Source organism: Pseudocitrobacter sp. 73, from assembly GCF_008369545.1.
Taxonomy (GTDB): Bacteria; Pseudomonadota; Gammaproteobacteria; order Enterobacterales; family Enterobacteriaceae; genus Pseudocitrobacter; species Pseudocitrobacter vendiensis.
Genome location: NZ_VTZO01000005.1, coordinates 54,311 through 76,398, shown reverse-complemented (window position 1 = coordinate 76,398; position 22,088 = coordinate 54,311). Strand labels below are relative to the sequence as shown.

Here is a 22,088-nt window from a genome sequence, read left to right as displayed (position 1 = left end):
CTACTCAGGACTCGCATGATTTGTGCTGAACTACATCTGATGTGTTTTACGTAGCGCCAGATAATCAAGCACACAGCCGACTAAAATACCGGCAATGGCAATCAATGCCCCGGCTTCCAGAACGCTGGTCGAGAAGGGGAGTGACGCCAGATCCAGCGCATCAAATACCAGTATGACCAGCCACGTGCCTAACAACAGTGCGCCAATGAGCAACAGGCGCAGGGCAAAGCGATAACCCCCGCTGAAGGTGCTGCGCGGCATAAACTGTTCGGTTTGCTGGGTATATTCCAGCGTCCGGCGGCAGACAAGCAGCAGTAAAATTCCCGGAACGGCGGCAACAACCGAGAACAGATAGAACGTCGGCCAGCCATGTGCTTCAACGAACCAACCGGCGATAGGCCCAACGTAAACGCGGCCCACGGCAGAGAGCGCCGATAACAGAGCGAACTGGGTGGCAGAAAACGACTTGTTACACAGCGTCATCAGCAACGCAACAAACGCCGCAGTGCCCATCCCGCCGCACAGGTTTTCGAAGAATACCGCCGCGCCCATCGAGAACAGATGTTTATCGGTGACCGACAGCAGCCAGTAACCCGCGTTCGATGCGCCTTGCAGAATGCCAAAAATCAACAGTGCGCGGAACAGCGTTAAACGCTGCATCAGAACGCCGCCGTACAGCGCGCCAAGGATGGTGGCAAACAGGCCCAGGGTTTTATTCACCATTCCGACTTCACCGGCATCAAAACCGACGCCGCGAATCAAAAAGGTGGTCGTCAGACTCATGGCGAAAGCGTCGCCGAGTTTGTACATCACGATCAGTAGCAGAATCAGCCACGCGTTGTTACGGCCAAAGAAGTCTTTTAACGGTGCGACAACCGCTTGTTCAAGGCTGCGCGGCACAGGAATGACATCACTGGGCTCGGGTGCGAGCAGGGTGGCGATAATACACGGCACCAGCAGCGCCGCCATCAGCCAGTACATGCCTTGCCAGCCCAGCCATTTATCGGCCAGCCACAGCGCCAGGCCACCGGAAACCAGCATCCCCAGGCGATAGCCGAGCACGCTGATAGCCGCACCCGCGCCGCGTTCTTCCGCAGGCAGAACGTCGGTTTTCCAGGCGTCAAAAACGATGTCCTGAGAGGCCGAGCAGAAGGCAATCACCACCGCCAGCGCCGCCATCCAGCGTAACTGCGAGGCGGGCTCAAGGAAGCCCATTGCGGCAATAGCGATTAACAGTAAACATTGCGTGGTCAGCAGCCACCCGCGACGGCGTCCCAGGAACGGCGGTGTGTAACGATCCATCACCGGCGACCAGAGAAACTTAAAGACGTAAGCCTGGCCGACGAGGGAGAAGAAGCCGATTGTTTTCAGATCGATGTTTTCGACGGTCATCCACGCTTGCAGCGTCCCGGAGGTGAGTGCAAGGGGCAAACCGGAGGCGAAACCAAGAATCAGCAGAATGGCTGATTTAGGTTGTTGGAAAATACGTAAATAATGGCTGGACATGTTCTTATAGCACTGACCCGACGTGGTGTCGGGTCAGTTTAGTGGGATTAACGCGCGTTTTGCTTGATAAAGTCGTGGACGCTGGTGTCCTGAGACATATCGGCAATGGTATCGGTCAGAACGCTGTTTACAGCATTAGCGATATTTTTGTTCGATGCCTGGAACGCCCCTTCTACAGAGTAGCTGGCGCGATAGTTTTTGGTCATCTTGTTGCCATTCTTCGCGGTGGCGATGATGGCGATATCCGCTTTGGTGGAGATGTTGTAACGCACGTTGCCCTGTGAGACATCCGCATACAGGTTGCTGACGATGATCTGCAGATCGACCGCACCGTTAGGCCCAATCATATAACCGCGTGCGGTCATCTGTTTTTCCAGCACTTCTTGTAACAGGAAGCGCAGGTCGCGAGAGGCAGTCAGGGTAACCTGCTGGTTGTCGCGGGTGACTTTGGCCAGCGCCTGATCCTGACGCTGGTCAGCGCCGTTGATGCTGACGGTTACGCCCATCAGGCTTGGATCCTGCTGCGGCAGAGTCATTTTAGGAGACACATCAATGGTGGTCGGCGGCGTGGCACATCCTGCCAACATAAACAGTGCTACTAAGGGAAAGAGGATTTTTTTTAACATGTTCAGGGTCTCAAACGCATTGTTTACTGAAAATTCCCGCCATCATAACATCGCCAACGGCAAGGGGAAGTAGGCAATGCATGTAAATTCATCGTGTTGTGCGTTTTATAACCTTGCGCCGCAACAATGACCTCGGCGTGAGGCGTAAAAGGCGTGAGAAGGCAGTTAACGCCATTGGTTTGCCGGTTCACATCAGACAAACGCTAATTTTTTGTTGTCTTTGTGTAATGGAAACGGTAAAAGCGGCTAACATTTAAAGGGATAGACGGCATCTCAACGTTGTCGGAGGAGTAACTTCATGATGATACGTGAACATATAGAAGAAAAATTAAGGGCAGCGTTTGAACCTGTGTTCCTCGAAGTGACGGATGAGAGCTATCGTCACAACGTACCGGCGGGTTCTGAAAGCCACTTCAAAGTGGTGCTGGTCAGCGATCGTTTCACCGGTGAACGTTTTCTCAATCGCCATCGCATGATCTATGGCACGTTAACGGAGGAACTGGCTTCCACGGTGCACGCTCTGGCGTTGCACACCTACACGCGCAAAGAGTGGGAGGGGTTACAGGATACAGTCGTCGCATCACCACCGTGTCGTGGCGCGGGCAGTCTCGCGTAGAAAAGGCATTTGCAACGAAAGGAACTTTTCCAGTATGTTGCGTACAGATTTATGAGAAAACGGCCTGCGGGCCGTTTTGTTTTGTCTGAAAAATGGACCCGTTTGACCTTTTTCAGACAAAAATTCGCCGGGAATTGTGAAAAAAGCCGCATCCAGGCATAACAACCGTTCTCGACTCATATCAGTGATGCCGCTATAATGCGCGTCTTATTTTTCGGAATGTCTTCGGGATGATTCTGGCGACACGGAATGTGAATCTGATTTAAAGAGAACATCCCGGTATTGCGAGGCAAAACTCAGAGTTGACCGAGCACTGTGATTTTTTTGAGGTAACAAGATGCAAGTTTCAGTTGAAACCACTCAGGGCCTTGGCCGCCGCGTAACGATTACTATCCCTGCTGACAGCATCGAAACTGCTGTAAAAAGCGAGCTGGTCAACGTAGCGAAAAAAGTACGCATTGACGGCTTCCGTAAGGGCAAAGTACCAATGAATGTTGTTGCTCAGCGTTATGGCGCATCTGTTCGCCAGGACGTGCTGGGTGACCTGATGAGCCGCAACTTCGTTGATGCGATCATCAAAGAAAAAATCAACCCGGCTGGCGCACCGAACTACGTTCCGGGCGAATACAAACTGGGCGAAGACTTCACCTACGCGGTTGAATTCGAAGTGTATCCGGAAGTTGAGCTGAAAGGCCTGGACGCAATCGAAGTTGAAAAACCGGTTGTTGAAGTGACCGAAGCCGACGTTGACGGCATGCTGGACACCCTGCGTAAACAGCAGGCGAACTGGAAAGACAAAGACGGCGCAGTTGACGCTGAAGACCGTGTTACCGTTGATTTCACCGGTTCTGTAGACGGCGAAGAATTCGAAGGCGGCAAAGCGACTGATTTCGTACTGGCAATGGGTCAGGGTCGTATGATCCCAGGCTTCGAAGACGGTATCAAAGGTCACAAAGCGGGTGAAGAGTTCACCATCGACGTCACCTTCCCGGAAGAATACCACGCTGAAAACCTGAAAGGTAAAGCAGCGAAATTCGTTATCAACCTGAAAAAAGTTGAAGAACGTGAACTGCCGGAACTGACTGCTGAATTCATCAAACGTTTCGGCGTTGAAGATGGTTCCGTTGAAGGTCTGCGTGCAGAAGTGCGTAAAAACATGGAACGTGAGCTGAAAGGCGCAGTACGTAACCGTGTTAAAACTCAGGCGATCGAAGGCCTGGTAAAAGCGAACGAAATCGACGTTCCGGCTGCCCTGATTGACAGCGAAATCGACGTTCTGCGTCGTCAGGCTGCTCAGCGTTTCGGTGGCAACCAGCAGCAAGCGATGGAACTGCCGCGTGAACTGTTCGAAGAACAGGCTAAACGTCGTGTAGTGGTTGGTCTGCTGCTGGGCGAAGTAATTCGTACCCACGAACTGAAAGCTGACGAAGCTCGCGTTGCGACTCTGATCGAAGAAATGGCTTCTGCCTACGAAGATCCGAAAGAAGTGATCGAGTTCTACAGCAAAAACAAAGAATTGATGGAAAACATGCGCAGCGTCGCTCTGGAAGAACAGGCTGTTGAAGCGGTTCTGGAAAAAGCGAAAGTGTCTGAAAAAGCAACTTCCTTCAACGAACTGATGAACCAGCAGGCGTAATTTCGCTTCCTGCGTTTAAAGTTTGAGCAAAAACCCGTTGCCTTCCGGCAGCGGGTTTTTTTTATCGCACTGATAGACAGCGTAAGCGTGATAAAACACAGTTTCGGTGTTAGCGTAACGGCAAAATATTGTTATGCTTGAAATAGGGTGGATTCGTCCCCATAAAAGGGGAAGTATTAGCTGCGATGGCTGGTAAACCGTCCACAAGGTACAATGAGTACAGCAAGCAGGCAGTACAGCAGGTTTCATTTTTTTATCCAGGAGACGGAAATGTCATACAGTGGCGAACGAGATAACTTTGCACCCCATATGGCCCTGGTGCCGATGGTCATCGAACAGACCTCACGCGGTGAACGTTCTTTTGATATCTACTCCCGTCTTCTTAAGGAGCGCGTTATCTTTCTGACCGGCCAGGTGGAAGACCACATGGCGAACCTGATCGTAGCGCAGATGCTGTTTCTGGAAGCGGAAAACCCGGAAAAAGATATTTACCTGTACATTAACTCTCCAGGCGGCGTCATCACCGCCGGGATGTCGATTTATGACACCATGCAGTTCATCAAGCCTGACGTGAGCACCATTTGTATGGGCCAGGCGGCGTCCATGGGCGCATTCCTGCTGACCGCAGGGGCGAAAGGCAAGCGTTTCTGCCTGCCGAACTCGCGCGTCATGATTCACCAGCCGCTGGGCGGCTATCAGGGTCAGGCGACGGATATCGAAATCCACGCGCGTGAAATCCTGAAAGTGAAAGGGCGCATGAATGAACTTATGGCTCATCACACGGGTCAATCTCTTGAGCAGATCGAACGCGACACCGAGCGCGATCGCTTCCTGTCTGCTTCAGAGGCGGTAGAGTACGGTTTGGTCGACTCCATCCTGACCCATCGTAATTGATGCCCGGAGCGTGAGTGTGCCGCTATACTATGTATGGGCGGCACAACGCTTGCGTAGCGGCTTGCGCTTGAGAATGGCATTTGCGTCGTCATATGCGGCACAAAGAACTTAAAAAGAGGTTTTGACTCATGACAGATAAACGCAAAGATGGTTCGGGCAAATTGTTGTATTGCTCTTTTTGCGGCAAAAGCCAGCATGAAGTGCGTAAGCTGATCGCCGGGCCGTCAGTGTATATCTGCGACGAATGTGTTGATTTGTGTAATGACATCATTCGCGAAGAGATTAAAGAAGTGGCGCCGCATCGTGAACGTAGTGCATTGCCGACGCCACATGAAATTCGCCATCACCTGGATGACTATGTCATCGGTCAGGAACAGGCGAAAAAGGTCCTGGCCGTAGCGGTGTATAACCACTACAAACGTCTGCGCAATGGTGATACCAGCAACGGCGTTGAGCTGGGCAAAAGTAACATTCTGCTGATTGGCCCGACCGGTTCCGGTAAAACGCTGCTGGCTGAAACGCTGGCACGCCTGCTGGATGTACCGTTCACCATGGCTGACGCCACCACCCTGACCGAAGCCGGTTATGTGGGTGAAGACGTCGAAAACATCATTCAGAAACTGCTGCAGAAATGCGATTACGATGTACAGAAAGCCCAGCGCGGCATTGTCTACATTGATGAAATCGATAAGATTTCGCGTAAATCTGATAACCCGTCTATCACCCGTGATGTCTCGGGCGAAGGCGTTCAGCAGGCGTTGCTGAAACTGATTGAAGGCACCGTCGCTGCTGTTCCACCTCAGGGTGGCCGTAAACATCCGCAGCAGGAGTTCTTGCAGGTTGATACCTCCAAGATTCTGTTTATCTGCGGCGGCGCATTTGCGGGCCTCGATAAAGTTATCGCTAACCGTGTAGAAACAGGTTCCGGTATCGGCTTTGGCGCGACCGTGAAATCGAAAACCGATAAAGCCAGCGAAGGTGAACTGCTGACGCAGGTTGAGCCGGAAGATTTGATCAAATTTGGTCTGATCCCGGAATTTATTGGTCGTCTGCCGGTGGTTGCAACGCTCAATGAGCTGAGCGAAGAGGCGCTGATTCAGATCCTGAAAGAGCCGAAAAATGCCCTGACCAAACAGTATCAGGCGTTGTTCAATCTGGAAGGTGTGGATCTCGAATTCCGCGATGAAGCGCTCGACGCGATTGCCAAGAAAGCGATGATCCGTAAAACCGGCGCGCGTGGTCTGCGCTCTATCGTCGAAGCCGCACTGCTCGATACCATGTACGATCTGCCTTCCATGGAAGACGTCGAAAAAGTGGTTATCGATGAGTCGGTGATTGGCGGCCAGAGCAAACCGCTGCTGATTTACGGTAAGCCGGAAGCGCAGCAAGCCTCTGGTGAATAATTCGCCAATTCATACAATCAGTTAATCAAAAAGGGGGGATTTTATCTCCCCTTTTATTTTTCCGTAATCATGGCGTTGAATGTGTGGAATACATCCCCATATACTGACATACATGTTAATGATGGCATGACGCACACTTGTGTCATCTGATTACCTGGCGGACATTAAACTAAGAGAGAGCTCTATGAATCCTGAGCGTTCTGAACGCATTGAAATCCCCGTATTGCCGTTGCGCGATGTGGTGGTTTATCCGCACATGGTCATACCCTTGTTTGTAGGGCGGGAAAAATCTATCCGTTGCCTTGAAGCCGCCATGGATCATGATAAAAAAATCATGTTGGTTGCGCAGAAAGAAGCATCGACGGATGAGCCGGGTGTAAACGATCTTTTCACCGTCGGGACCGTGGCCTCTATTTTGCAAATGCTGAAGCTGCCGGATGGCACTGTTAAAGTGCTGGTTGAAGGCTTGCAGCGTGCGCGTATCACCACGTTGTCGGATAACGGGGAACACTTTTCGGCAAAAGCGGAATATCTGGAATCACCGGATATCGAAGAACGCGAGCAGGAAGTGCTGGTTCGTACCGCGATTAGCCAGTTTGAAGGCTACATCAAGCTAAACAAAAAAATCCCACCAGAAGTGCTGACGTCGCTGAACAGCATCGACGATCCTGCACGTCTGGCTGACACCATCGCTGCGCACATGCCGCTGAAACTGGCGGACAAGCAGTCTGTGCTCGAAATGTCTGACATCAATGAACGCCTTGAATATCTGATGGCGATGATGGAGTCGGAAATCGATCTGCTGCAGGTTGAGAAACGCATTCGCAACCGCGTTAAAAAGCAGATGGAAAAATCTCAGCGTGAGTACTATCTGAATGAGCAAATGAAAGCGATTCAGAAAGAGCTCGGCGAGATGGACGACGCACCGGACGAAAACGAAGCGCTGAAGCGTAAGATTGACGCGGCGAAAATGCCGAAAGAGGCGAAAGAGAAAACCGAAGCCGAACTGCAGAAGCTGAAAATGATGTCGCCGATGTCAGCCGAAGCGACCGTGGTTCGCGGGTATATCGACTGGATGGTTCAGGTGCCGTGGAATGCCCGCAGCAAGGTCAAAAAAGACCTTCGTCAGGCGCAGGAAATCCTCGATACCGACCATTACGGCCTTGAGCGTGTGAAAGACCGTATCCTTGAGTATCTTGCGGTTCAAAGCCGTGTGAACAAAATTAAAGGCCCGATTCTGTGCCTGGTTGGGCCGCCGGGGGTGGGTAAAACCTCTCTGGGTCAATCTATCGCTAAAGCGACTGGACGTAAGTACATTCGTATGGCGCTGGGCGGCGTGCGTGATGAAGCGGAAATTCGCGGTCACCGCCGTACCTACATCGGCTCTATGCCGGGTAAATTGATTCAGAAAATGGCGAAAGTGGGCGTTAAAAACCCGCTGTTCCTGCTCGATGAAATCGACAAAATGTCGTCCGATATGCGTGGCGATCCGGCTTCAGCCCTGTTAGAAGTGCTGGATCCAGAGCAGAACGTGGCGTTCAGCGATCACTATCTGGAAGTGGATTACGATCTCAGCGACGTCATGTTCGTTGCGACCTCGAACTCCATGAATATTCCGGCACCGCTGCTGGACCGTATGGAAGTGATTCGTCTGTCCGGTTATACCGAAGACGAGAAACTGAACATTGCGAAACAGCACCTGCTGCCGAAGCAAATCGAACGTAACGCCCTGAAAAAAGGCGAACTGACGGTGGATGACAGCGCGATTGTCGGCATTATTCGTTACTACACCCGTGAAGCGGGCGTGCGTAGCCTTGAGCGTGAAATTTCGAAACTGTGCCGTAAGGCGGTTAAACAGCTACTGCTGGATAAATCCCTGAAGCACATCGACATTAACGGCGACAATCTGCACGATTACCTCGGCGTTCAACGCTTCGACTACGGCCGTGCGGATGACGAAAACCGCGTCGGTCAGGTGACTGGCCTGGCATGGACGGAAGTAGGCGGCGATCTGCTGACCATCGAAACCGCCTGTGTGCCGGGTAAAGGCAAACTGACCTATACCGGTTCGCTGGGCGAAGTCATGCAGGAGTCCATTCAGGCTGCGCTGACCGTGGTACGCGCGCGTGCAGAAAAACTGGGTATCAACCCGGATTTCTACGAAAAACGCGATATCCACGTTCACGTGCCGGAAGGGGCAACGCCGAAAGATGGCCCAAGCGCCGGTATCGCCATGTGCACTGCGCTGGTTTCTTGCCTGACCGGTAACCCGGTTCGCGCCGATGTGGCAATGACAGGGGAAATTACCCTGCGTGGTCTGGTGCTACCGATTGGCGGTCTGAAGGAAAAACTGCTGGCGGCACACCGTGGCGGCATTAAGACTGTTCTGATTCCGGATGAGAATAAGCGCGATCTGGAAGAGATTCCGGACAACGTTCTGGCCGATCTTGATATTCACCCGGTGAAACGTATCGAGGAAGTTCTGGCCCTTGCGCTGCAAAATGAGCCCACTGGGATGCAGGTTGTAACCGCAAAATAGTGACCTCGCGCAAAGAGCGTCAATAAAAACAGGGCTGGCAGGTGAAAACACACTTGCCAGCCTTTTTTTGTCTCGCTAATTTAAGACCCTGACAGGGCTGTTATCGACAACTATTGTTGTAAGGGCATGACAGTCCTGATATAACTGCTGCGCGTTGCACCGTGAAGGATTCAGGTGCGATATAAATAATAAAGAGAGGAAGAGAACAGTGAATAAATCTCAACTGATTGACAAAATTGCTGCTGGCGCGGATATCTCCAAAGCTGCGGCTGGACGTGCGTTAGACGCTTTAATTGCTTCTGTTACTGAATCTCTGCAATCCGGGGATGATGTTGCGCTGGTAGGTTTTGGTACTTTTGCCGTTAAAGAGCGTGCTGCCCGTACTGGCCGCAATCCGCAAACGGGTAAAGAGATCACCATCGCTGCAGCGAAAGTACCGGCGTTCCGTGCAGGTAAAGCACTGAAAGACGCGGTAAACTGATCGCTCTCCCGTTTGGGAATGTGACACAGTACAAGGGCGCATCGAACGATGTGCCTTTTTTTATGTCCAAAATGTCACTTTCTGCGAGTTTCTACGCGTTTCGGGCTGACAACGGCCCCGTTTTCTTGTCAAAATACGGCCTCACGCGCAGCGGTCGAGACGTGCTATGCTGCACGAGGTATTTGCTCTGAATTTGCCGGGTTGTCAGCAACCTGCGGCAGGACGGGTATAAAAGTCACCTACAGCGGAGTGTTGTTACACCATGATGGACAATTTACGCACGGCAGCCAATAGCGTCGTGCTCAAGGTAATTTTCGGTATCATTATTGTGTCGTTCATTTTGACCGGCGTAAGTGGCTATCTGATTGGCGGCGGCAACAACTATGCCGCGAAGGTGAATGGCCAGGAAATCAGCCGCGGTCAGTTTGAAAACGCTGTTGCCAGCGAACGTAATCGTATGCAGCAGCAGATGGGCGATCAATTCTCCGAACTGGCGGCGAACGAAAATTACATCAAAACGATGCGTCAGCAGGTGCTGAGCCGCCTGGTGGACGAAGCGCTGCTCGATCAATACGCTAAAGAGCTGGGTCTCGGCATTAGCGATGAGCAGGTGCGCAAAGCCATCTTCGCGACCCCGGCCTTCCAGAACGAAGGTAAATTCGATAACACCCGCTACAACGCGCTGGTGAATCAAATGGGGATGACCGCCGATCAATACGCGCAGGCGCTGCGTAACCAGCTGACCACTAACCAGCTGATTAGCGCCGTTGCGGGTACCGATTTTATGCTGCCGGGTGAAACCGATCAGTTGGCCGCGCTGGTTTCCCAGCAGCGTCTGGTGCGTGAAGCCACCATCGATGTCAACGCGCTGGCCGCGAAGCAGCAGGTAAGCGATCAGGAAGTTGCCAGCTACTACGAACAGAATAAAGGTCAGTTTGTTGCGCCGGAACAGTTCCGCGTGACCTACATTAAGCTTGATGCGGCGAACATGCCGGCTTCCGCGTCTGAAGAAGACGTACAGGCCTACTACGACCAGCACAAGGATGAGTTTACTCAGCCTGAGCGTAAACGTTACAGCATCATCCAGACCAAAACCGAAGCCGATGCCAAAGCCATCCTTGATGAGCTAAACAACGGCGGTGACTTTGCGACCATTGCCAAAGAGAAATCTACCGACGTTATCTCTAAACGTAACGGTGGTGACATGGGCTGGCTGGAAGATTCTGCCACCGTGCCAGAACTGAAAGATGCGGGTCTGAAAGAGAAAGGCCAGCTGTCAGGCGTCATCAAATCTTCCGTGGGCTTCCTGATTGCACGTCTTGACGATGTACAGCCGGAGCAGGTGAAACCGCTGGCCGATGTTCACGCGCAAATCGCTGACAAAGTGAAACAGGAAAAAGCGCTGGATGCCTACTATGCCCTGCAGCAGAAAGTCAGCGATGCCGCCAGCAGCGACAACGACTCTCTGGCGGGTGCTGAGCAGGTTGCTGGTGTGAAAGCGGCAGTGACCGGCTGGTTTGGTCACGATAACGTTCCGGCTGAACTGAACTTCAAACCGGTTACGGACGCTATCTTCAACGGTGGTCTGGTGGGTGAAAACGGCGCGCCGGGTAACAACTCCGACATCATCACCGTCGATGGCGATCGTGCTTTTGTTCTGCGTGTGGCTGAGCACAAAGCCGAAAGCGTGAAACCGCTGGATGAAGTGAAAGCGCAGGTGACCGATATCGTTAAGCACAACAAAGCAGAGCAGCAGGCGAAACTCGATGCTGAAAAACTGCTGGCTGCGCTGAAAGACGGTAAAGGTGACGAGGCGATGAAAGTTGCAGGTCTGCGCTTTGGCGAAACCAAAACCCTGAGCCGTACGGGTCAGGATCCGCTGAGCCAGGCAACCTTCGGACTGCCGTTACCGAAGCCTGGCAAACCAAGCTTCGGTATGGGCAACGACATGCAGGGCAACGTGGTTCTGCTGGCGCTGGACGAAGTGAAAGCGGGTGAAATGCCGGAAGCGCAGAAGAAAGCGATGGTTCAGGGTATCACCCAGAACAACGCGCAAATCGCGTTCGAAGCGTTGATGAGCAACCTGCGTAAAGCGGCGAAGATTAAGATGGGCGACATTGTCGACCAGCAACAATAATCGGAACCCTCCTCGCATTAATTTGTAATGCAGTGCACACCTCAAAGGCCGCTTTCGCGGCCTTTTCCACATTTGAAATCTGCCTTTTGAATTGTTTTTCGCACCCCGCTATGGTGGCTTCGCTATCAATCAACAAGGAGAAATCAGTATGAAACGTGGAATCAAAATGCTGGCGATTGCCGCAGTCATGTCTTGCATGGGGATGAGTTTAAGCGCGCAGGCAGCTTCCACTGCCGGGGCAAAACCGACGGCGACGCAAAGCGCGAAGGCGAGTTCCGAGCAGACGAAAGCGGTGCCTGCGGCGAAAACCGATGATGAGGGTGGCAGTAAAGTCAGCATCAACTCGGCCTCGGCGGAAGAACTGGCACAGGCAATGAACGGGGTGGGGCTGAAGAAAGCGCAGGCGATTGTCAGCTATCGCGAGGAGTACGGCCCGTTCAAAACGGTGGACGATCTGAAGCAGGTACCCGGAATGGGTAACGCGCTGGTGGAACGTAATTTGAACCACCTTACGCTTTAATTGCTACTCGCAGCTTGCGCTGGCGTCAAATTTTGCCAGACTAAAGAGGTCATACCAGTGGTGTGACCTCTGACTCTTCTAATAACATGTAAGGCTATGGCGCTATGCAGACAAAAATTAAAGTTCGCGGGTATCACCTGGACGTGTATCAGCACGTCAATAACGCCCGATATCTGGAGTTTCTGGAAGAAGCCCGCTGGGATGGGCTGGAAAACAGCGCCAGTTTCCAGTGGATGACCGCGCACCATATCGCCTTTGTGGTGGTGAACATCAACATTAACTACCGCCGCCCGGCGGTGCTGAGCGATGTACTTACGGTAACCAGTAAAGTGGAGCAGCTAAACGGGAAAAGCGGTGTATTAAGCCAGGTGGTCACGCTGGACCCGGAAGGGCAGGTAGTGGCGGATGCATTGATTACGTTTGTCTGCATTGACCTGAAAACGCAGAAGGCGTTGCCTCTGGAAGGGGAATTACGCGAACACCTGGAGCAGATGGTCGCGTAAGTGCATATTGCCCGGTGGCGCTGTGCTTACCGGGCCTACAAAGATTCCATCAATACCTGGCTCTGGTCTGTAGGCCGGGCAGGCGCAGGGCCCCCAGCAACCCACCGCGTTTACTTCAACCCGGTTTTCTGCTTCATCGTTGCTGCCACGCCGACTTTATCCGCCAGATAGTGGTTCAGCCCGTTAGCCCGCAGATGACAGGACGCGCAATGCCCGCAGCCATCGCCTTTAATACCGTTATAGCAGGTCAGGGTTTCACTGCGCACCAGGTCGAGCTTGCCCCAGTAGTCCGCCAGCGCCCAGGTTTCGGCTTTATCGAGCCACATCAGCGGCGTTTCGAAACGAATATCTTTCGCCATGCCAAGGCTAACCGCATGATGCAGCGCCTTCACAAATTCGTCGCGGCAGTCCGGGTAGCCGGAAAAATCGGTTTCACAAACGCCCGTGATGATCGCTTCGGCCTTTACCTGATAGGCGTAAATCGCCGTCAGAGTCAGGAACAGAATATTACGCCCCGGCACAAAGGTATTCGGAATACCGTCAGCCTCCGGTTCATAGTCCGGCACCGGAATACTGTCGCGCGTCAGGCTGCTGACCGCCAGTTCATTAAGCAGGGTGACGTCGAGCACTTTATGAGCACGCGCGCCCAGTTTTAATGCCAGCTCACGGGCGACGTTGATCTCTGCGCGATGACGCTGACCATAATCAAAAGTGACGCAGTGAACCTCATCATATTGATGGAGCGCCTGCACCAGGCAGGTAGTGGAATCTTGTCCGCCGCTAAAGACGACAACCGCGCGTTTCATAGCATTTCCTGTTGATGACGATAAAGACGCTATGGTAACGCGCAGGCAGCGTGCCGACCAGCTTCTTCACCGCGTTGATGGTGGTAGCCAGGCCTGGGTGAAATCAAACCAGCCGCGCGCGTTCAGGTGAATACCGTTTACGCCCGGCGGCGCGCTGATTTGATATTGATAGTTAAACAAAGGCGTCAGCATGCCTTCTTCCATTAACAGGGTGAAGATGGTTTTCAGCGCCGCGATACGCTGTGTCTCATTCTCCTGCGCCTGCGCGGCATCCAGCGCGGTAATCAGCGTTGCGTAACGTGACTCGCTCAGTATGGCGGGCCATAACGGATCGCAGCGCAGCCACTGTTCAAGCGTGTATTCCGGCATTTCGCCAATCAACCGATCGCCCATCAGCAGATCGGCCTGATCCAGATCCGGATAATCGTCCCAGCTTTTTGCATCGTGGAAGCAGAGCGTCAGTTCACAGCCCTGCTGTGCCAGCGCCCGTTTAAGCTCCCCGGCCATGGTGTGCAATTCAACAGGCAGATGATAATGCAGCGTCAGATGTGGCGGCAGGGGCGTGTCGTCTTCCGGCGCAGGCGGAATTGCCCAGCCGGGAAGCAGCGCCTGGCTGGGGGTAATCAGGTTTTCATCCACCGGCAATGATTGCAGCAGACCGCTGTGATGAATCAGTGAAATCACCCGCTGCGCCTGCGCTTTTGAAAGCCGTGAACTCTGACGAAACGTCAGGTAGCAGAAGCCGAGACTGATGCTGTTGCTCACCAGCCGCAACTGGCTGAGCTCTTCCGCTTCGCCGACGGCGATTTGCACCGGATGACGGCAACTGGTGCCGAGATCCTGTTCGAACAGCTGTGGGGTGATCCAGAACTCGATCGCCTGCAACAGCGGATGCCCCAGATGATAACGATGGTGGCTTTCCAGACGAACCAGCTCAGGCTCAAAGATCTTTAGCTGGAACGGGCCGCTGCCGAGCGTGGGATCGTCCGGATGCGCCAGCACGCTGCAATAGCTTGCCAGCCGATGCGGCAGCCAGTAATCCGGGCGAGCAAGCGTAAAGCTCAGGCACTGGGCGTGGGGTTGGGCGATTTGTTCCACGCTGGCAAACAGTCTGCGTAAACCGGGTAGCGTCAGCAGCATTTCCAGCCGTTGCCTGAGTTGTCGCGTTTCGATGGGGTCGCCATTGTGCCAGTGCAGGGTGGAGCGTATATAGAACTGCCAGCGCAGTCCATCTGCCGATACCTCCCAGTGATGCGCAAGATCGCCTTCCGGGCGGGCGCTATCGCGGCCAAAGCGGGTCAGTCCGGAATGGATTTGCCCGGCTAAATGCTGTTCGGCGCGACCCACTAAAAACCCAGGATGCAATGGCTCCAGCGGACGATAGTAAGGGATACGCAGCGTCGGCGTATTGTTCTGCCACTGACCGCCCAAAAAAGGGTGCAGCAGCGCGCGCAGTTCCACTGGCGCCAGCTGTGCCAGCTCCAGCGCATTGTGTTGCTGACCGCTGTTTAATGCCAGCTCCATCATCTCATTACGCAGTGCATCCGGCGTCGTGTGGAAGGTTAGCGTACCGCGCTTTCCGCGCCCGGACTGCGCCTGCCAACTGAGCCAGCCCGCCTCGTTTGCCTGACGCAGCAGGGTGCGGACGTGTCGCTCACTGCAAAAACAGCGCGCCGCGAGATCGGCAATGGTGACCTGCTGCGGTGCGCCGGAAGAGGGCAGCCACAGGCGCTGAAACTGGTTTAATCGGTTAAGCAGTCGCATAAAAACCCGGAACAATAAATATGAACAATTCAGTATTACTTCCGTATATCTCAGGCAATACTGGTACGCAAGAGAGCGGGATCACAGGCGGAGATAAAATGGCAAAACTGGCGGCATTTGATATGGATGGCACTCTGCTGATGCCCGATCATCGGCTGGGTAATGAGACGATCGCCACGCTCAAGCGCCTGCGTGAACGCGACATTACGCTGACCTTCGCCACGGGTCGGCACGTGCTTGAAATGCGCCCGCTGATTGATCAACTGGCGCTCGACGCTTTCCTGATTACCGGCAACGGAACCCGCGTTCACTCTCTGCACGGCGATGTCATGCATCGTAGCGACCTCGCCCCGGACGTGGCCGATGAAGTGTTGCATGCCCGCTGGGAAACCCACGCCAGCATGCACGTTTTCAACGATAACGGCTGGTTCACCGGCAAAGCGATCCCCGAAATGTTGCAGGCGCATATGTACAGCGGCTTTCACTATCAGCTGCGCGATCTGCGTCAGATCCCGGCCCACGAGGTGACCAAGATCTGTTTCTGTGGCGATCACGATGATCTGGTGCGTTTGAGTATTCAGCTACAGGAGGCATTGGGCGATCGTGCGCATCTCTGCTTTTCGGCGGTTGATTGCCTGGAAGTATTGCCTGTTGGCTGCAACAAGGGCGCGGCGCTGACGGTGCTTAGCGCACATCTTGGCCTGACGATGCAGGAATGTATGGCGTTTGGCGATGCTATGAACGATCGCGAAATGCTGAGCCTGGTCGGGCGTGGCCTGGTGATGGGCAACGCGATGGGGCAACTGAAAGCGGCATTGCCGCACCTACCGGTTATAGGACACTGCCAGAATCAGGCGGTCTCCCACTATTTGACTCATTGGCTGGACAAACCCAACCTTCCTTATTCCCCCGAATAATGAGACCTTTCCAGCAAGCCGGGCATATTAGCCCGGCTTTTTTTGTTTATCTCGCCAGCAGGCACTCAATTTCCGCCTGCCACGGCGCGAGATCGCCGATATTTTCTTTTACCCATTCTGCGTTGTAATAGGTTTCCAGATATCGCTCGCCGCTGTCGCACAGTAGCGTCACGATGGACCCGCTACGCCCCTCTTTACGCATCCGCGCGGCCAGTTGCAATGCGCCCCACATGTTGGTACCGGTTGACGCGCCAACCTTCCGACCTAACTGGCTTTCCAGCCATTGCGCGGTGGCGACGCTTGCCGCATCCGGTACCCGAAGCATGTCATCGACAACATCAGGAATGAAGGAGGGCTCGACGCGCGGACGGCCAATCCCTTCAATTTTACTGCCAACGCTGCTGCGCAGGCTACCGTCTCGGCTTTGCCAGTAATCCATAAACACCGAGTTTTGCGGATCGACCACCATTAACTGTGTGTTGTGCCCCTGACAGCGAATGTAGCGGCCAATGGTCGCCGACGTACCGCCAGTGCCCGCGCTCATCACAATCCAGTCAGGGATTGGGTTAGGTTCATGGCTCATCTGGCGGAAGATGCTGTCGGCGATGTTGTTGTTTCCGCGCCAGTCGGTCGCGCGTTCGGCGAAAGTAAACTGGTCCATATAGTGACCGTTCAGTTCACGCGCCAGCTTTTCGGAGGCGGCATAAATTTCGCAGGCGCTTTGCACGAAATGGCAGCGTCCGCCGTAAAACTCAATCTGTTCGATTTTGCGTTTTGCCGTGCATGAGGGCATGACGGCAATAAAAGGCAGCCCCAGCAGGCGAGCGAAATAGGCTTCCGACACGGCAGTAGAACCGGAAGATGCTTCAATAATGGGCGTGCCTTCTTTGATCCAGCCGTTGCACAGGCCATACAGGAACAGCGACCGCGCCAGACGATGTTTCAGGCTGCCGGTTGGGTGAGTGCTTTCATCTTTTAAGTAGAGCTGAATGCCGGGAAACGCCGGCAGCGACAGACGAATCAGGTGCGTGTCGGCGCTACGTTGATAGTCGGCGTTAATTTCGCTAATGGCGTTTTTGACCCAGGTGCTGTTCATGGTGATTTTCCATTTGTCATTTTGTGCCTAGCTTAGCGAAAGATGCGGAAAAAATTGTTGCTATCTCCACTTTAAAATAGACTTACAGGAGAAAAATTTTCTCCTGAGGACAGCGATGTTAGATAAAATTGACCGCAAGCTGCTTTCGCTGCTGCAAACGGACTGCACCCTCTCTTTGCAGGCACTGGCCGATGCCGTTAATCTGACCACCACACCCTGCTGGAAGCGGCTCAAGCGGCTGGAAGATGAAGGCATTCTGCTTGGGCGCGTGGCGTTGCTGGATGCGGAGAAACTGGGCCTCGGCCTCACCGCGTTTGTGCTGATAAAAACGCAACATCACAGCAGTGAATGGTATAGTCGTTTTGTAAATGAAGTCAGCCAGATGCCCGAGGTGCTCGGCTTCTGGCGTATGGCAGGCGAATACGACTACCTGATGCGGGTACAGGTCGCCGACATGAAACGCTACGATGATTTTTATAAAAGCCTGGTGAATCGCGTCCCCGGACTGTCGGACGTCACCTCAAGTTTTGCGATGGAACAGATTAAATACACCACAGCGCTTCCCATCGAATAACACTATCTCTGGAATTTTACTGCGTGCGATTATTTGCTCAATTAAGCTGGTATTTCCGCCGGGAGTGGCGTCGCTATCTTGGCGCCGTCGCGCTGCTGGTGGTTATCGCCATTCTTCAACTGATCCCGCCGAAGGTGGTGGGCTACGTCGTTGACGGCGTCACCCAACAACACTACACCGCGACGACCATCTGGATGTGGATCGGCCTTATGGTGGCGATTGCCATCGTGGTCTATCTGCTGCGCTACGTCTGGCGCGTGCTGTTGTTCGGTGCGTCCTACCAACTCGCGGTCGAACTGCGGGAAGACTTTTATCGCCAGTTAAGCCGCCAGCACCCGGAATTTTATCTGCGTCACCGCACCGGTGATTTAATGGCACGCGCCACCAACGATGTTGACCGTGTCGTCTTTGCCGCCGGGGAAGGCGTGCTGACGCTGGTGGATTCGCTGGTGATGGGCTGCGCGGTGTTGATTGTGATGTCCACGCAAATCAGCTGGCAGCTCACGCTGCTGGCGTTGTTACCGATGCCAATAATGGCACTGGCGATTAAGCGCTATGGCGATATGCTGCACAACCGCTTCAAGCTGGCGCAGGCGGCATTCTCCAGCCTGAACGACCGCACACAAGAGAGCCTGACCAGTATTCGCATGATTAAAGCCTTTGGCCTGGAAGATCGCCAGTCGGCGCTGTTCGCCGCCGATGCGGCGGATACCGGGGCGAAGAATATGCGGGTGGCGCGTATTGACGCCCGTTTTGACCCGACGATTTATATCGCCATCGGTATGGCAAACCTGCTGGCGATTGGCGGCGGAAGCTGGATGGTGATGCAGGGGACATTGACGCTCGGTCAATTGACCAGCTTCGTGATGTATCTCGGTTTAATGATCTGGCCAATGCTGGCGCTGGCGTGGATGTTTAATATCGTCGAGCGCGGCAGCGCCGCTTACAGCCGTATTCGCGCCATGCTGATGGAAGCGCCGGTGGTCAATGACGGCACCGAATCGGTACCGGACGGGCGCGGTGTGCTGAAGGTCGCCATTGACCAGTTCCATTATCCGCAAACGGAAAAGGCGACGCTGACGAAAGTCCACTTCACGCTGCAACCGGGGCAGATGCTGGGCATTTGCGGCCCAACGGGCTCCGGTAAATCCACTATTCTGTCGCTGATTCAGCGCCACTTCGACGTGGAAAAAGGCGAAATCGATTTTCACGGTATCGCCCTGCCAAAACTCAAACTGGATGCCTGGCGCAGCCGCCTGGCAGTGGTCAGCCAGACGCCGTTCCTCTTTTCAGATACGGTAGCCAACAACATCGCGTTAGGCCGCCCGGGGGCAAGCCAGCAAGAAATTGAACACGTCGCCCGGCTTGCCAGCGTCCATGAGGATATTCTGCGTTTGCCGCAGGGCTACGATACGGAAGTGGGCGAGCGTGGGGTAATGCTCTCTGGTGGGCAGAAGCAGCGCATCTCCATTGCCCGTGCGCTCTTGCTCAATGCGGAAATCCTGATCCTCGACGATGCGCTCTCGGCGGTGGATGGTCGTACCGAGCACCATATTTTACACAACCTGCGCCAGTGGGGCGAAGGCCGCACGGTGATTATCAGCGCGCATCGCCTGTCGGCGTTGACGGAAGCCAGTGAAATCATTGTGATGCAGCACGGGCATCTCTGCCAGCGCGGGCAGCATGAACAGTTGGTGATGCAGCCGGGCTGGTATCGCGATATGTATCGCTATCAGCAACTGGAGGCGGCGCTGGATGAAGAACCGTCGGAGGTGACCGATGCGTAATTTTGGTCAACTGTGGCCGACATTAAAAAGATTGCTGGCCTACGGCTCACCGTGGCGCAAACCGCTCTCTATTGCTGTGGTGATGTTATGGGTGGCGGCCGCGGCGGAAGTCTCCGGGCCGGTTCTGATAAGTTACTTCATTGATAACATGGTGGCGAAACACACGCTGCCACTGGGCACCGTTGCGGGGCTGGCGGCGGCGTATATCGGCCTGCAACTGCTGGCGGCGACCTTGCACTATAACCAATCGCTGCTGTTCAATCGCGCGGCGGTTGGCGTGGTACAACAGTTGCGAAGTGACGTGATGGATGCCGCGCTGCGCCAGCCACTGAGCGAATTTGACACACAACCCGTCGGGCAACTGATTTCCCGCGTAACGAACGACACGGAAGTGATCCGCGATCTCTACGTCACCGTCGTGGCGACGGTGCTGCGCAGTGCTGCGCTGATTGGCGCGATGCTGGTGGCGATGTTCAGCCTCGACTGGCGCATGGCGCTGGTGGCGGTTTGCATTTTCCCGGCGGTGCTGACCGTCATGGTGATTTACCAACGCTACAGCACGCCTATCGTGCGCCGTGTGCGGACATATCTGGCGGATATTAATGACGGTTTTAACGAAGTGATCAACGGCATGAGCGTTATTCAGCAGTTCCGTCAGCAGGCGCGTTTTGGCGAACGCATCGGCGAGCATAGCCGTCAGCACTATCTGGCGCGTATGCAAACCCTGCGTCTTGATGGCTTCCTGCTGCGTCCGCTGCTCAGCCTTTTCTCTACGTTGATCCTGTGCGGTTTGTTGATGCTGTTTGGTTTTACCTCGGTTGGCACCATTGAAGTGGGCGTGCTGTACGCATTTATCAGCTACCTGGGGCGTCTCAATGAACCGCTGATTGAACTCACCACCCAGCAGTCAATGCTGCAACAGGCGGTGGTGGCCGGGGAGCGCGTATTCGAACTGATGGACAGGCCGCGTCAGACCTACGGCGACGATGCGCGCCCGCTGGAAAACGGCGACATCGAGATTGATAACGTCTCCTTTGCTTACCGCGATGATCGTATGGTGTTGCAGGATATCTCGCTCTCAATTCCCTCGCGCAGTTTTGTGGCGCTGGTAGGGCATACGGGCAGCGGGAAAAGCACGCTTGCCAGTTTGCTGATGGGCTATTACCCGCCGAATGCAGGTGAAATCCGCCTGGGTGGTCGCCCGCTTGGCAGTTTAAATCATCAGGTCCTACGCCAGGGCGTCGCCATGGTGCAGCAGGACCCTGTTGTCCTGGCCGACTCTTTCTTCGCGAACGTCACGCTGGGCCGTGATATCAGCGAAGCGCAGGTATGGCAGGCGCTGGAAACGGTGCAACTGGCGGAACTGGCGCGTGGGCTGAGCGATGATATTTATACACCGCTCGGCGAGCAGGGCAATAATCTCTCCGTTGGGCAAAAACAGTTGCTGGCGCTGGCACGCGTGCTGGTTGATACCCCGCAGGTGTTGATTCTGGATGAAGCCACCGCCAATATCGACTCCGGCACCGAACAGGCTATTCAGCAGGCGCTGGCCGCCGTACGTGAACACACCACCCTGGTAGTGATTGCGCATCGACTCTCCACCATCGTTGATGCTGACACCATTATGGTGCTGCATCGCGGGCAGGCGGTGGAGCAGGGCTCGCACCAGCAACTGCTGGAAGCCAAAGGCCGATACTGGCAGATGTATCAGCTTCAACTGGCCGGGGAAGAGCTTGCCGCCAGTGCGCAGGATGAAACGCTGACCGCCTGATGTGATGCTGGTCAGTTAAGGGCCGATTCACTTTTCAGAGCATCTCCCCGTTGCGCTCCTGTCTGGCTCCATGCCATATAAATCGTGCAGGCGCAGGGAGCACGCAGGGGGCGGCCAATCGCCGCCGCCCCCTGCACCCCCCGGGCTTTGGCGGAAAAATCGCCGCTTCGCGGTTCCCTCAGCTTATCCCTTACGGCTTTCGGGTCGGGCGCGAGGTAACATCCCTGTAAAGCCGCGCCCTCAGCCCACATCCATGTGGGCTGCCCCGGCCTTCAGGGAACGCTTCGGCGATTTTGACGCCACCAACGGCGGTGCGGCCTTTAAGTTAACAGCAAAAACCAATGTATCTGAAACCGACGAGTCCCCGCTGGAAATCGGCGAGCCGGAGAATGGAAGACAAGGTCAGTCCGCCATGGATGGCGGACTGAGGCGAACCGAGACAGGACGTCGAGTTTCGCCGTGCCGCAGGCTGGAGTTCGGAGGAGAGCGTAGTGCGAAGCACCGATTTCCCC

18 protein-coding genes are annotated in these 22,088 nt (G+C 54.4%); 13 read left to right on the top strand and 5 right to left on the bottom strand.

Annotated features, from left to right (window positions below):
- Nucleotides 1-30: 30 nt before the first annotated feature.
- The gene (gene ampG / locus F0Q32_RS04430) at nt 31-1,506 is read right to left on the bottom strand and encodes a muropeptide MFS transporter AmpG (protein WP_149462125.1); all 1,476 of its coding nucleotides are present in this window, start codon (nt 1,504-1,506) and stop codon (nt 31-33) included.
- 47 nt (nt 1,507-1,553) lie between these two features.
- Nucleotides 1,554-2,132, bottom strand: a complete 579-nt coding sequence (locus F0Q32_RS04425; protein ID WP_108474841.1) for a lipoprotein — start codon at nt 2,130-2,132, stop codon at nt 1,554-1,556.
- 298 nt (nt 2,133-2,430) lie between these two features.
- On the opposite strand from F0Q32_RS04425, the gene bolA reads away from it, so the two are divergent.
- The 9 genes from bolA (at nt 2,431) to F0Q32_RS04375 (ending at nt 12,861) form a co-directional block, all read left to right on the top strand.
- Nucleotides 2,431-2,748, top strand: coding sequence for a transcriptional regulator BolA (gene bolA, locus F0Q32_RS04420; RefSeq protein WP_041686300.1), 318 nt, complete (start codon nt 2,431-2,433; stop codon nt 2,746-2,748).
- Nucleotides 2,749-3,085: 337 nt separating this feature from the next.
- Nucleotides 3,086-4,384, top strand: a complete 1,299-nt coding sequence (gene tig, locus F0Q32_RS04410; protein WP_015965570.1) for a trigger factor — start codon at nt 3,086-3,088, stop codon at nt 4,382-4,384.
- 270 nt (nt 4,385-4,654) lie between these two features.
- On the top strand, nt 4,655-5,278 hold the full coding sequence (gene clpP, locus F0Q32_RS04405) for an ATP-dependent Clp endopeptidase proteolytic subunit ClpP (RefSeq protein WP_003021624.1): 624 nt from the start codon (nt 4,655-4,657) through the stop codon (nt 5,276-5,278).
- A 128-nt stretch (nt 5,279-5,406) separates the two neighbouring features.
- The gene (clpX, locus tag F0Q32_RS04400; protein ID WP_015965568.1) at nt 5,407-6,681 is read left to right on the top strand and encodes an ATP-dependent protease ATP-binding subunit ClpX; all 1,275 of its coding nucleotides are present in this window, start codon (nt 5,407-5,409) and stop codon (nt 6,679-6,681) included.
- 184 nt (nt 6,682-6,865) lie between these two features.
- Nucleotides 6,866-9,220: an endopeptidase La gene (lon, locus tag F0Q32_RS04395; protein WP_015965567.1), complete on the top strand. Its 2,355-nt coding sequence runs from the start codon at nt 6,866-6,868 to the stop codon at nt 9,218-9,220.
- Nucleotides 9,221-9,428: 208 nt separating this feature from the next.
- Nucleotides 9,429-9,701, top strand: coding sequence for a nucleoid-associated protein HU-beta (hupB, locus tag F0Q32_RS04390; RefSeq protein ID WP_015965566.1), 273 nt, complete (start codon nt 9,429-9,431; stop codon nt 9,699-9,701).
- 262 nt (nt 9,702-9,963) lie between these two features.
- Nucleotides 9,964-11,838, top strand: a complete 1,875-nt coding sequence (gene ppiD, locus F0Q32_RS04385) for a peptidylprolyl isomerase (protein ID WP_149462123.1) — start codon at nt 9,964-9,966, stop codon at nt 11,836-11,838.
- Between the two features lie 148 nt (nt 11,839-11,986).
- A complete protein-coding gene (locus F0Q32_RS04380; protein ID WP_149462122.1) occupies nt 11,987-12,358 on the top strand; it encodes a helix-hairpin-helix domain-containing protein in 372 nt (123 codons plus the stop codon).
- A gap of 104 nt (nt 12,359-12,462) precedes the next feature.
- Nucleotides 12,463-12,861, top strand: coding sequence for a YbgC/FadM family acyl-CoA thioesterase (locus tag F0Q32_RS04375; protein WP_015965563.1), 399 nt, complete (start codon nt 12,463-12,465; stop codon nt 12,859-12,861).
- Nucleotides 12,862-12,971: 110 nt separating this feature from the next.
- Here F0Q32_RS04375 and queC read toward each other — a convergent pair whose 3' ends face one another.
- Nucleotides 12,972-13,667 carry a 7-cyano-7-deazaguanine synthase QueC gene (gene queC / locus F0Q32_RS04370; RefSeq protein WP_149462121.1) on the bottom strand — a complete coding sequence of 232 codons (696 nt, stop codon included), beginning with the start codon at nt 13,665-13,667 and terminating at the stop codon, nt 12,972-12,974.
- Between the two features lie 66 nt (nt 13,668-13,733).
- Entirely contained in the window at nt 13,734-15,431 is a 1,698-nt protein-coding gene (locus tag F0Q32_RS04365) for an SgrR family transcriptional regulator (protein WP_149462120.1), read from the bottom strand.
- 98 nt (nt 15,432-15,529) lie between these two features.
- Between F0Q32_RS04365 and cof the strand changes: the two genes are divergently transcribed.
- The gene (gene cof / locus F0Q32_RS04360) at nt 15,530-16,348 is read left to right on the top strand and encodes an HMP-PP phosphatase (RefSeq protein WP_149462119.1); all 819 of its coding nucleotides are present in this window, start codon (nt 15,530-15,532) and stop codon (nt 16,346-16,348) included.
- Nucleotides 16,349-16,394: 46 nt separating this feature from the next.
- Here the strand turns inward: cof and F0Q32_RS04355 are convergent, their stop codons facing one another.
- Nucleotides 16,395-17,444 carry a PLP-dependent cysteine synthase family protein gene (locus F0Q32_RS04355; protein WP_149462118.1) on the bottom strand — a complete coding sequence of 350 codons (1,050 nt, stop codon included), beginning with the start codon at nt 17,442-17,444 and terminating at the stop codon, nt 16,395-16,397.
- A gap of 115 nt (nt 17,445-17,559) precedes the next feature.
- Between F0Q32_RS04355 and F0Q32_RS04350 the strand changes: the two genes are divergently transcribed.
- Genes F0Q32_RS04350 through F0Q32_RS04340 form a run of 3 tightly spaced genes read left to right on the top strand, consistent with a single transcriptional unit; the run spans nt 17,560 to nt 21,576 of the window.
- Complete coding sequence (locus F0Q32_RS04350; protein ID WP_149462117.1) at nt 17,560-18,018, top strand: Lrp/AsnC family transcriptional regulator; 459 nt, start codon at nt 17,560-17,562, stop codon at nt 18,016-18,018.
- 23 nt (nt 18,019-18,041) lie between these two features.
- On the top strand, nt 18,042-19,805 hold the full coding sequence (locus tag F0Q32_RS04345; protein WP_149462116.1) for a SmdA family multidrug ABC transporter permease/ATP-binding protein: 1,764 nt from the start codon (nt 18,042-18,044) through the stop codon (nt 19,803-19,805).
- Nucleotides 19,798-21,576 carry a SmdB family multidrug efflux ABC transporter permease/ATP-binding protein gene (locus tag F0Q32_RS04340; RefSeq protein WP_149462115.1) on the top strand — a complete coding sequence of 593 codons (1,779 nt, stop codon included), beginning with the start codon at nt 19,798-19,800 and terminating at the stop codon, nt 21,574-21,576. Before F0Q32_RS04345 ends, F0Q32_RS04340 begins: the two co-directional genes overlap by 8 nt.
- The last annotated feature ends 512 nt before the right edge of the window (nt 21,577-22,088 follow it).